Here is a 12,859-nt window from a genome sequence, read left to right on the forward strand (position 1 = left end):
GCACTAAACAAGAGTTTCCTCGGCAAGAAACTTTTGTTTATTCGAGGAGAAACTGTATACTAGAACGTCACATCGATCCCGCCCATAAACACAGCTTTCGGCATCGGGTAACCTTCGTTGATGGAATAACGGGTTGCCGTCAGGTTCTCTCCTTTGACAAACAGCTTCAGTCCCTTATTCTGCGAGCCAAAACGGTAAGAAGCACGGGCATTCAGCACTGTATAGTCCTCTTTTTTATTATCTTCCGGCTTATTTCCTACATTCGTATACAGGTCAAATATGGACTGTACGCTCAGATTAAAGGTAAAGCGTCCGGGCATATAAGTTGCGCTGGCATAGAATTTATGAGCCGGGGCAGCTACTATATCCTTATTCATATGCAGATAGCTGTAGTTCATATCCAAATTCAGGTTGTTCAGAATCTGATAACCGGCTTCAAATTCGACCCCTTTATTATAAAAACGTCCGATATTCGACATCTGTCGGTTTACTACAGAGATCATATCTTTTCCTTCAATATAAAAAGCAGTCAGCTCAGCGTGCAAACGATTATCCAACAGATATTGTCCGACAGATAATTCATAACTCAGCATACTTTCCGGCTTCAGGTCCGGATTCGCTTTTGAATAAGGAAGATAAGAGATATACAATTCGCGCAACGTCGGACTTCTGTATCCCTTAGAGAAAGAACCTTTGATCGTATTTCCTTCGAACGGGCGAAGGGCAAATCCCGCCTGCGGAACCCACTCGCCGCCATACGCGCTGCTATGTTCGTAACGCACACCGGCATTCAGGCTCAGGATATCAAAGAGATCCTGCTGCATGATCGCATAACCAGCCACCTCGTTTACCGATTTCTTGACGATCTCGCCGATCGGTCCGTTAATCGTATCGTTCCAGGCATGACCTCCCCAGTTCTTATAATCGATACCGGCAGTAAACGTATTTCCTTCTACCAAACGAAAAGACTGATACAACTGAACACCCGTATTATGGTCGTCAGAATAGAACAGGAACGAACGGGGATCGGCATTTACCGCATGTCCGTCATTGATTTTATGATGACCCCAGTTATAAAAAACACGCAGGGCGCCGCTTGTCTTTTCATGGTGATTCTCCAAAGCGAACGAAGTTGTACCACGAAGAATATGCATGTCATGATCCAGCAATGGGCTGGTGATTGTTCCCGGATCTTCGGTATTATATTTTGCCAGGCTTAAATTGCCGGTTACCTTATATTCATTGTTGATCCGGTATCCGAGGTTAGCAAAGCCGTTAGTGATATCAAATTTGGAATCCGGCCTGTGACCATCCGAACGATCATGGTTCACCGATATGAAACTGCTGAAATTTCCTATATTATAGCCGTTATTAATCATATACTTCTGTGTGTTATAAGAACCGAACATCACACGAGCCTGTGTACGACGCCCCTGTTGCTTGTGCTGGCGGGTAATAATATTGACCACGCCGCCCATCGCATTCGATCCATACAATAACGAACCCGGTCCGCGGATCACCTCTACCCTTTCAATATCAGATGCGACATACGTATCCGGCAAGGAATGCCCGAAAACACCTGCCCATTGTGGCTGGCCGTCAAACAACATAAGAACTTTATTTCCTTGTCCCACCCCACGGATGTTCACAGTCCCTGCCGATCCCGAGGAAACGCCAAAGCCGGTCACGCCTTTTTCCGTCACAAACAACCCGGGAACGCGCTCCGACAACACCGGCAGCAAAGCCGACTCGCTACTCGCTTCTATCTGATCCCTGTCTATCACCGAGACAGTAAGGGGAACACTGTTACGGTTCACCTGTATCTTATTCGCGGAAACGACGACCCCCTGCAGATTGATCAGACTGTCTATTTCCATTGGTTCGACAGGTTCAGTTGCATAAGCTGCCGCTCCTGCCAATAATCCCGAAATAAGTAAAAATCCTTTCTTCATAATTTATTCTTGTATAACATTAATCGTCAACTACGGTAACACAAAACAATAAAAACGTGTTACCATTCAGGCAAAAAAATATATTCAATCCGCCCGGCTCATCACCAACTTTCCATGCTTAATACCCTTGATAGCAGTCAGTTTATCTGACAATTCAGTCAATCGGTGGGCTGTCCCCATCACTGTAACGATGTGCAGACAAAAGTGCTGATTGACATAATACTGGGAAGAGGAAAGGATCACGTTCTGATAATCCTGCTCGATACCGGCAATCTTTGCAGAAATAGCCTTTTTCTTCTGGTCGTACATAATGATAATAGTACCTGCCACGATGTGATTGCATTGCCATTTCTTCTCTGCCACGTTCTTTTCTATCAGAAAGCGGATGGCCTGTGAGCGGTTGGCAAAGCCATTCTCGTCCACATACTGATCCAATGATTCTAACAGGTTGTCTTCCAAAGAGACACCAAAACGTTTTATCGACATATAGTGCTTCATTTATTTTGAGCGGTAAATATACAATTTTATTACCGGTACAAAGGTAATTTGTCTAAAAAGAAATAATGTAATATAAATTACAGATATTATTACCTATATTACTGATTACACAAAAAACGGGAGCCACATCCCTGCAACTCCCGTTTCCATCACCTAATACTCAAAACCTTAATCTAATAACTCTGTGTTATCAATCTAAATAACGTCGTATCCCTTAGAAGTTCCTTCCGGTATCCCACCACAGACGGGTTCCGCAATTGTCTGCACCACCCAAAGCCGTTACCAAAGCTGAATATTGCTCAGGATTAGCTGTTTTGATGCCGACAAAGAAATTCAATCTACGCGGTCCCAGGTTCGAATCGATCGTGCCCTGGCTGTCGTTCACCAAAACCGGGAACAACTTAGGATAACCGGTACGTCTTTGTTCTGTCCATGCTTCGCAGCCTTCCGGATAACAGGCAATCCATTTCTGAGTAATAATTTTTTCCAACTTTTCTTCATTGGTTGCTGCGTTATCCCATGCCGGCGTTACTTTGCCTACAGCTTTTGCATTGAAGGAAGCATCGAAAGCATCCAGATAATCTTTCGGAGTCTTCGTACTTTCCAGGTATGCAGCTACATCTTTAGCACCCCACTGGGCAAAAGAGGCTTTGACACCATTTTCATAACAAGAACCCGGATCTTCGGAAGACCAGCCTCTCAAGGCAGCTTCCGCACGCAGGAACCATACTTCGGCAGCCGTCATCAAGACAGCATTGGATGTCTGCGCAATCGTACTTTTCGAATGTTTGCTGTAATTTTTATGGTTGAATCCTGTTCCCTGACGGATACCTTTGTAAGTACCCTTTACCGGAATGATCTCAGTACCTTCGCCGCCGGCAGCCTTATCAAAATACTTCGACAAACGGGGATCGTCATACCCCCCCATATAAGACTCCATATTTGCATTCAGGAAAACTTCTCCCCATCCCTTATTGATCTCACCAAACGGGTTATTATAACCGGTACCATCCGTAGATACAGCAACGATATCGTTATCTTCTTCCAATAAACCTCCTGCATCCGTCAAGGCTTTTTTCGCTTCTGCTGCAGCCAGTACGGGATCGGCCATAGCGATACGGACAGCCAGGCGGAGGCGTAACGAGTTACCGAATCTGATCCATTCGGCATAGGTCCGTTTGCCCTGCGGCATCAGGATATCGAACTTCGCGAAGTTCTCCACGTCCGGATTCGCTTCCATATAGGCACGGATCAAACCGATTCCCGTATCGAGGTCTTCAAAGAAAGCCTTATAGGCAACCGGCTGTGTATCCGGCATGGAACCGGTTTTCGAACCGAACTGCGTATAAACAACAGGACCGTATAAATCGGATACGCGATGTATCAATTCCACTTTCAATATTTTGGTAATCCCATAGAATGAAGGATAATCCTTTTCCGTCAGATCTTCGGATTTCTGAATCTCCGTCATGATATATCCGTAGGTATTCTCCCAAAACGATCCGTTCCATCCGTCCTGCATGTTATAGGTCGTGTTCGCACGCCCTTCGTTGAACGGGTTGAAATCGTGTACATAACCTGAAAACATATCGGCGCTCAGATTCTGCATGACCTGGAACGGCCAGTTTTTACCGCCACCCCAATCGTAGTTGAAGTAAATACCCTGCTGAACGACTCCCAGAGGAATACCGTATTTATTAAATTCCTGCTCCTTCGACTTATCCGGGAAACCAGCCTCGTTCGTATTAAAAGATTCAAAATCATCCGTACAAGCTGAAAAACCTATCAATCCGCCCAAAAAGATTGCGGCTATATATTTATAATTCTTTTTCATAATATACTGTCTTTATTAGAATGTAAATTTAACATTGAAACCTAAGCTTCTGGTTGTCGGCATACCGAATACATCGATACCCTGGTTGTCGTTGCCTGTCGAAAGGACTGCATCCGGATCGAAAGGAGCCGATTTGTGGAAGAAGAATAAGTTACGACCTACAAATGACAACTGTACATCCTGGAAAACCTTTGTTTTCTCCAGCAATCTCCTCGGGAATGTATATCCTAAAGAAAGTTCGCGCAGGCGGATATTGGTTGCACTATACATATAATATTCCGTACATCCGTTACGGCCACTGACAGCCGTATAGAATTTTGACGGGTTGACATGCGTACCTTCCAGGTCTACGAATCCGGCATTACGGGCTTCGGCTGATTCAATGCTCACACCTTTCTGGTCCATATCGGCCTGTGTCTGTGACAATACATCGCCACCAAAACGGCCATCGATCAAGAAGTAAAGGCTGAATCCTTTATAAGTCAGCGTATTGCCCCAACCCAACATAAAATCAGGATTGCTGTTACCTACTTTGACCGTATTACCTGAACCGACTACGTTAGGGATCAGATCACCGTCTTCATCTTTTGTAAAAGCGATCTCTCCGGTCTTATCGTCGCGTTCGAACGCCTTACCATAGATATCACCCAGTGCACCACCTTCAACAAGGCGCATAGAGTAAGAAGAAGAGAAACCTTCGTCACCATAAACAAATGTCTTCAGGTCAGGATGAAGTTCAATCACCTTGTTCTTGTTTGTCGAGAAGTTAAAAGAGGTCTTCCAACGGAAATCTTCCGTCATCACCGGAGTGACCCCCAAGCTGATTTCAACACCCTGGTTCTGGATGTTACCGGCATTTACATAGTAATATTTATAAGCTGCACCGGCAGAAGAAGGCAACGTAAACAACTGGTTCTTCGTGTTTGTCTTATAGTAAGTAAAATCGAAGTCCAGACGATAGTCGAAGAATTTCCATTCCGTACCCACTTCCCATGAAGTACTCATTTCAGGTTTCAGTTCGTCGAACGGAGCCTTTGAATTGGTCTGGATAGCTCCGCCAGCCACGATCAGGTCGTTGCTTCCCGCAATCGGGTTACTGATGAAAAGAGGCAGGTCATTACCTACTTTACTCCATGAACCTCTTACCTTACCGAAGTTGATCCATTCCGGCATCGTCAGCGAATTATTGATGATCCATGACAAACCTACCGACGGATAGAAGAAACTGCTGTGTTTCGTATACGCCAGAGTCGACGACCAGTCGTTACGGGCGGTCAGGTCCAAGTACAAGCTTTCTTTCCATCCCAGCTGGGCAGTTGCAAAGAGAGACTGCATCACACGTTTCTGATCGATCTGCTGGTCGATATAAGAAGCTGTTGACATCATGATGTTGGCAACCGAGAACTGGTTCGGATAATATAGGGAAGCTGTCTTCGAGTCCAGTCTCAACGAGTTGAGAGTCGTACTGTTGATGCTACCACCGATTGCGCCCGTCAAAGCGAAATCGCCCCATTTCTTATTGAACATAGCCATAAAATCACCGTAATACAATGTCTCTGTATGATTCAGGTCGATATAACGACCGTTTGAACCAGCGATAGCCGGTGCGGTTGAAGCATACATCTTTTGATTATATGTATCGTGTGTATAATCGACTGTTCCACGAGCTTGCAGGCTCAGCCAATCCGTAATCTTCAGGCTGGCAGTCAAAGAAGCGATGGCACGTGTACGCTTGTCGTTACTCTTGATACGGTTCGTGATCCAGTACGGGTTCTGTTCCATATCGCGTTCGGCATCCGTATACCAGTTTTGTTCCATCAGGTTGCGGGTATCATTAAATGTTTCAAAGTTCGTGCGATATTCACCGATATTCTCACCACGCGGGAAACGGTAAAGACCAACCAACGGGTTCATATAATAACCACCGGAAGCCGGACGGTTCTTGATACTCTGCGACATCAGGTTCACGTTTGCATCCAGTTTCAGGTAATCATCGAAGAAACTGGCGGTTTCGCGGAAGTTCAGGTTATGCTTCTGCATCTTGTTATGCTCCACGATTCCCTTGGCACTGGTGTTGGCATAGGAGAAGTAAGTCTGCATCTTTTCGTTACCGGTTGTCAAAGACAGGGAGTTGATAGCGGTTACGCCGTTCTGGAAGAAATCGCCTGCATTATCATAAGCAGTCAGATTACCTTTCTGTCCCCAGCTGGTCTTCGTTTCCTTATCCATACCATATTCGTTCTGAAATTCCGGCAAACTCATTGCATGATCGACTGTCAGGTTGGAAGAGAAAGTTACTTTCTGCACACCAGCCTTTCCTTTCTTCGTTGTGATCAGGATAACACCGTTGGCTGCTTGCGAACCATACAATGCAGCAGCCGAAGCACCTTTCAGGATACTCATACTTTCGATGTCGTCCGGATTCAGGTTGGAAATACCATCGCCACCGTCACGGTTACCGGCATCCGCCGTACCACCGATCGCACTGACAGCCTGTTCATTGCTGCTGTTCAGCATCGGCACACCGTCGATTACATATAATGGCTGGTTATTACCGCTTACCGAGCGGTTACCACGGATAGAAACCTTGGCAGATCCACCTAAACCGGAAGAACTCTTACTGATCTGTACACCGGCAGTCTTACCAGCCAAGGCATTGATCATGTTCGGGTCCTTGGCACGAGTCAGCTCGTCGCCGCCGACCTGCTGGGTCGAATAAGTCAGGGAGGATTCTTTTTTCTTGATACCCAAAGCGGTTACCACCACTTCTTCGATATTTTGGGAATCTTCTTCCAACAACACTTTTAAAGATGATTGTCCTGCATATTTGATTTCCTGTGGGTTATATCCGATATAAGATATAACGATGATGGAATTATCGGGCACGGTCAATGTGAAATTACCGTCGACATCGGTTATCGTACCGTTCGTTGTCCCTTTCTGCAACACGTTCGCACCGATGATCGGTTCGCCGGATTTATCCGTAACAACTCCTTTGACAGTCTTGGCTGCCTGCTGCATAATCACCTCTTTTTTATTGAGGATAATTTTGGTGTTTACTACCGTGTAGGCGACATCGGATTCACCGAACAATTTGTTCAGCACATCGAAAATGTTCTTTTCGTCCACTTTCACCGACACTTTACGGCTGGTGTTCACGATACTGGCATCATAGATGAAAGAGAAGTCCGTTTGGTTCTCAACGGCTTCCAGCACGTTGGCTATCGTACTGTTCGACATATCCAGCGAGAGCGTAGCATTCTGTGCATACGTATTACCCGCTACTGCGATACCAAGACTAAGGAAAAAGAATACAACGCTCAATCTCATAACTAATGGTATTTTTCGGAAAAGATGAAAACTTTTCTTCCCGATAATTTCTAAGGTTACAATTTTATTCATAATTTTGTGATGCTTATTATTTAATATAAAGTTAACTATAGCTGCGTCAACAGCTTGGACTTTTACATGCGGGGAGATGCGTCAACATCTTTCCGTATGTTTTTTGGACTTTTTTATCTACTTCCACATAGGCAATTCTGATTTAAAAAGGTTCTACACTCTATTTTACTCTTTTGATATTTCTATGACTGACATTTCCAGCCGGTTGTCGGCGGTTATCGCCGGTTTGTTGATCTTGAACTTGACGTTCGATGCCAGTTTGAGATATTCCATCACCTGCGGCAACTGTTCGTCTTTAAACCTGGCAGTGATGATGGCTTCAAGCACTTCCTTGTCTTTCACGTCGAAGCGCACATTATAATGGCGCGTCAACGCCTTGAGTACCCGCGACATGGGCTGATTCTTGAAAATGATCTCGCCGTTCCGCCAGGCTGTATTGTTGGCGGCGTTGACCGAAGTGATGTACAATTTACCGCCCACCCGCGTAAACTCCGCCCGCTCATCGGGCTTCAGGAGCTGGTGGGTAATGTGACCGCTTGCCTGCGAGATGTTCAGCTGTACCGAGCCTTCCACAAGGGTGGTCGAGACAAAATCGTCATCTTTATAGGCGGAAACATCGAAACGGGTTCCCAAAACTTCTACCGAATAGACCGGATCGACTTTCACGATGAAAGGTTTTTCCGGATTCTTCGTCACTTCGAAATACCCTTGCCCGGTCAGTTCGACCTGACGGCATTCGGGCCAGAAATTAGCCGGATACTTCAAAGAACTCCCTGCGTTCAACCAAACTTTCGAACCGTCCGGCAGGTCGAACGTCGAAACTACCCCGGGATTGGTGCGCACTTCGACCATGCGCACCCTCTCCTGCCCCATCTGCATAAAGAAATAGGCAGACATAATTAACACCGGGATAAAAAGTACGGCTGCAACTCTTTGCAGCATCTGTAGGGAACGGTGTAAACTAACTTTTTTATTTTGTTTACGAACTTTCGATTTGAAACGGACCAGAGCCATTTCGGGATCTACCGACTCCATCACCCGTACGCGGTCTGTCACCTGCAGGGTAAAATAGACCTGCTCCAGTAACTTCGCATTTTCCGGCAAGGCTGCCACCCAGTCGTCAACCTGGGAGCGTTCGTCGTCGGGCAGTGTGCCGTCGATGTATCTTATCAGTATATATTCGTCTACTATCATCGTTTTTTTCCTGTTTCTATTATTAATACAATTCAGGAAAAGGATGTACTAAACGGAAATGTGATTTTTTTAAGAAAAAATTCAAAATCTTTTTCCTGTCTCCGGTTGTTATCTAAAATACAGACAGTTATCATAAATAAAAAAGAACATGAAAAAGATAGTTTTGCTCCGTCACGGCGAAAGTGCCTGGAACAAGGAGAACCGGTTTACCGGATGGACCGATGTCGATCTTACCGAAAAAGGTATTGAGGAAGCCCGTAAAGCGGGCGATTTGCTGCGGAAAGAAGGGTATGTTTTCGATAAAGCCTATACATCTTATTTAAAGCGTGCTGTTAAGACATTAAATAATGTACTCGACCGGATGGACCAGGACTGGATTCCGGTGGAAAAAAGCTGGCGGCTGAACGAAAAGCATTACGGCGCACTGCAGGGTCTCAATAAAAGCGAGACGGCAGAAAAGTACGGCGACGAACAGGTGCTGATCTGGCGCAGAAGTTACGACGTGGCACCGCATGCCCTGAGCGAGGACGATCCGCGTAACCCACGTTTCGAGATCCGTTATAAAGATGTACCCGACGAGGAGTTGCCGCGCACGGAATCGCTGAAAGATACCATCGACCGCATCCTGCCTTACTGGAAAGAGGTGATTTTTCCGTCGCTCGAAACAGCCGACCAAATTCTGGTGACGGCTCACGGGAACAGCCTGAGAGGTATCATTAAATATGTACGCAACATTCCGGATGAGGATATCGTACATTTGAACCTGCCTACCGCCGTTCCTTACGTACTCGAATTCGATGACGACCTGAACCTTATAAAAGATTATTTTTTGGGTGATCCGGAAGAAATCAAGAAATTGATGGAAGCCGTTGCTAACCAGGGAAAAAAAGATAAAAAATAGTTGTTTTTCATAACTCACGCCCGGGATTTTTTTGGAAATTTTCCGGGCGTTGATTCTTTTTTCACCAAATATTTGTTTAAGTTTGCATTAAATCAAAGTAACTATCAGTGATTACAAGCAACGAAGAGACCTTAAATAGACTAAAAACCGGCGACGAAAGCGTATTTGATACGGTCTACAAACAATATTACAGGGGGCTATGCGCATTTGCATCCCAATATGTGGCCGAAACAGAAACTGAAGAAATCGTGCAGGAAGTAATGATGTGGCTTTGGGAAAACCGTTCTGCGCTGATTCCCGAAATGTCCCTGAAATCCTTGCTGTTCACTATGGTGAAAAACAAATGCCTGAACAATATCACCCACAACCAGATCAAACAACGGGTACACGAGGCGTTATACGCCAAGTTCGAAAACCAGTTTGAAGATCCCGACTTTTATATGGAAGGCGAGCTGATCGCATTGGCGACCAAGGCTATCCATGCGCTACCGGAAGAATACCGAAAAGCGTTCGAGATGAACCGCTTCGGACACCTTACCTACAACGAGATAGCCGAACGCACCGGAGTCTCTCCCAAAACCATCGCCTACCGCATTTCCCAATCATTGAAAATACTCCGCACGGAACTGAAAGATTACATGCCGCTGCTGATCGCTTTATTACATTAACCTATATCCTCCTGACACCCCATTCGGAACAAAAAATAATTTCTTTCGAATGAAATTTGATTTTCTTCCGAAAGAAATTATTTTTTCTCCCGGACAGAATGTTTTACCCCACAAATTCACTTTTACAAATAAAATACAATAAGTCACTTTTATGGATATAAATGAACAAAAATTAATCAATCCTGTTTAAATAATGAGGGCCTTCAAAGATTACTGAATTAAATTATAAAGAAAATATGAAACGTACATACTTAATGATATTGTTCGTCGCACTGGCAACTATCGCATACGGTCAGACTGACGATAAAGGATATGAAGAAGGAAAATTTGTGTTAAAAGGCGTATCGGGTCTTAACCTGTCGCAGACAGCCATGACCAACTGGTCGGCAGGTGGCGAAAACTCCGTTGCCGGAAACGCCTACCTGAACGGATCGCTGACACATAAAAGCGGCAACTGGCTTTGGGTGACCAACCTCGTTCTCGACTACGGACTGACGAAAACCAAATCGCAGGGCATGCGCAAGAGCACGGACAAGATCGGACTCTCCACCCAGCTGGGCTACTCGACCAACAATGTCTGGTTCTACACGCTGATGGGCGATCTGAACACGCAGTTCGCTAAAGGATACAATTATCCGGACAAGGAACATTACATTTCCAACTTCTTTGCTCCTGCTTATTCCAACATCTCTTTGGGTATGGAATACCGCCCTAAAAGCAACTATTCGATCTTCCTCTCTCCTGTTTCCGCCAAGATGACCTGGGTGGCAGACGATTATCTCTCCGACCTGGGCGCATTCGGCGTCGATCCGGGCGACCGTTTCAAGATCGAATGCGGCGCTTACCTGAAAGCCCGTGCGGAAATGCCGTTGATGGAAAACGTGAGCCTGATCACGACCGCCGACTTCTTCACCCCGTACGACAGCCAGTTCGGAAACATCGACGTCAACTGGGATATGCTGATCAGCATGAAGATCAACAAATTCCTCTCAGCTACGCTCAACACGACGCTGAAATACGATAACGACGTGAAAACTTTCGACGACAACGGTACGAAACACGGCGCAAAAGTACAGTTCAAAGAGATACTCGGTGTAGGGCTTGCTTACAATTTCTGACAATATTAGGGGACGCAGATGACGCAGAAAACGCAGACGCTCGCAGATATTTTATTTAAAAGAAAAAATAAGTCTGCGAGCGTCTGCGTTCTCTGCGTCATCTAATCCCGACAATTCCTTTTTAATAAAGCAACCAACCTATAGAAAAACGTTTTTAATAAAAAACCTGCTATAATCGGTTGCAGTATCCAAAAGAAAGGAGTAAATTTGCACGTCGAAAACAAATATGATTAGAAATGATCGATAAAATTAAGGCTCTGCTTCAGGAAGTAGAGAATATGAAGGCTGCAAATGCCGAAGAACTGGAAGCTTTACGTATCAAATATCTCAGCAAGAAAGGTGAGATATCTTCCCTGATGAACGATTTCCGCAATGTTGCGGCAGATCAGAAGCGTGAAGTGGGACAGTTTCTGAACCAGCTGAAAGAAGCTACTCAAAATAAGATCAACGAACTGAAAGCAGGTTTTGACAACGTACAGACAGGCGACGATGACATCGACCTGACCCGTACCGCTTATCCGGTGCAGCTGGGTACGCGCCATCCCCTTTCCATCGTTAAAAAAGAAATCTGTGATATTTTCGGACGACTGGGATTCAGCATCGCTGAAGGACCGGAGATCGAAGATGACTGGCATGTGTTTTCTTCTTTAAATTTTGCTGAAGATCACCCTGCACGTGATATGCAGGATACATTCTTCATACAACATAACCCGGATGTTTTACTTCGTACACACACTTCGTCGGTACAGACCCGCGTGATGGAGAATCAAGAACCTCCTATCCGTATCATCTGTCCGGGACGCGTATATCGTAATGAAGCCATCTCTTACCGCGCTCACTGTTTCTTCCACCAGGTGGAAGCACTCTACGTCGATAAGAATGTCTCATTCGCCGACTTAAAACAGGCATTGCTTTTCTTTGCAAAAGAAATGTTCGGTCCGGAAACGAAAATTCGTTTGCGCCCCTCCTACTTCCCCTTCACGGAACCTTCTGCGGAAATGGATATTTCCTGCAACCTCTGTGGCGGTAAAGGATGTGCATTCTGTAAACATACCGGCTGGGTAGAAATCCTCGGTTGTGGTATGGTAGACCCGAATGTGCTCGAAAATTGCGGTATCGACAGCAAAGTCTATACCGGCTACGCTTTGGGAATGGGTATCGAACGTATAACCAACCTGAAATACCAAGTAAAAGACCTTCGAATGTTCTCGGAAAACGATGTCCGTTTCCTGAAACAATTCGAATCAGCCAATTAAATTGAAAACCTAAATCATGTACCATCATCCCCGGGC

General features: G+C 45.3%; 9 protein-coding genes. 4 read left to right on the forward strand and 5 right to left on the reverse strand.

Features of this window, described 5'->3' with window-relative positions; all coding sequences use genetic code 11:
* Positions 1–59: 59 nt before the first annotated feature.
* The 5 genes from P3L47_RS20230 to P3L47_RS20250 form a co-directional block, all read right to left on the reverse strand.
* Positions 60–1,952: a TonB-dependent receptor plug domain-containing protein gene (locus P3L47_RS20230; RefSeq protein WP_277781932.1), complete on the reverse strand. Its 1,893-nt coding sequence runs from the start codon at positions 1,950–1,952 to the stop codon at positions 60–62.
* 84 nt (positions 1,953–2,036) lie between these two features.
* The gene (gene nikR / locus P3L47_RS20235) at positions 2,037–2,438 is read right to left on the reverse strand and encodes a nickel-responsive transcriptional regulator NikR (RefSeq protein ID WP_277781933.1); all 402 of its coding nucleotides are present in this window, start codon (positions 2,436–2,438) and stop codon (positions 2,037–2,039) included.
* Positions 2,439–2,664: 226 nt separating this feature from the next.
* Positions 2,665–4,284 (reverse strand): SusD/RagB family nutrient-binding outer membrane lipoprotein, encoded by a 1,620-nt coding sequence (locus tag P3L47_RS20240; protein ID WP_277781934.1) that lies wholly within the window; start codon positions 4,282–4,284, stop codon positions 2,665–2,667.
* Positions 4,285–4,299: 15 nt separating this feature from the next.
* Positions 4,300–7,686: a TonB-dependent receptor gene (locus P3L47_RS20245; protein WP_427910521.1), complete on the reverse strand. Its 3,387-nt coding sequence runs from the start codon at positions 7,684–7,686 to the stop codon at positions 4,300–4,302.
* Between the two features lie 165 nt (positions 7,687–7,851).
* Positions 7,852–8,880, reverse strand: a complete 1,029-nt coding sequence (locus tag P3L47_RS20250; RefSeq protein ID WP_277781936.1) for a FecR family protein — start codon at positions 8,878–8,880, stop codon at positions 7,852–7,854.
* Between the two features lie 148 nt (positions 8,881–9,028).
* Here P3L47_RS20250 and gpmA point away from each other — a divergent pair, with 148 nt between their 5' ends.
* The 4 genes from gpmA to pheS all read left to right on the forward strand — a co-directional run bounded on the left by gpmA (position 9,029) and on the right by pheS (position 12,823).
* On the forward strand, positions 9,029–9,781 hold the full coding sequence (gene gpmA, locus P3L47_RS20255; protein ID WP_277781937.1) for a 2,3-diphosphoglycerate-dependent phosphoglycerate mutase: 753 nt from the start codon (positions 9,029–9,031) through the stop codon (positions 9,779–9,781).
* A gap of 107 nt (positions 9,782–9,888) precedes the next feature.
* Complete coding sequence (locus P3L47_RS20260; protein WP_277781938.1) at positions 9,889–10,449, forward strand: RNA polymerase sigma-70 factor; 561 nt, start codon at positions 9,889–9,891, stop codon at positions 10,447–10,449.
* Between the two features lie 236 nt (positions 10,450–10,685).
* Positions 10,686–11,567, forward strand: a complete 882-nt coding sequence (locus P3L47_RS20265; protein ID WP_277781939.1) for a DUF3078 domain-containing protein — start codon at positions 10,686–10,688, stop codon at positions 11,565–11,567.
* A gap of 236 nt (positions 11,568–11,803) precedes the next feature.
* The gene (pheS, locus tag P3L47_RS20270) at positions 11,804–12,823 is read left to right on the forward strand and encodes a phenylalanine--tRNA ligase subunit alpha (RefSeq protein WP_122361637.1); all 1,020 of its coding nucleotides are present in this window, start codon (positions 11,804–11,806) and stop codon (positions 12,821–12,823) included.
* Positions 12,824–12,859 lie beyond the last annotated feature (36 nt).

The sequence above is a fragment of the Parabacteroides chongii genome (assembly GCF_029581355.1).
Taxonomy (GTDB): Bacteria; Bacteroidota; Bacteroidia; order Bacteroidales; family Tannerellaceae; genus Parabacteroides; species Parabacteroides chongii.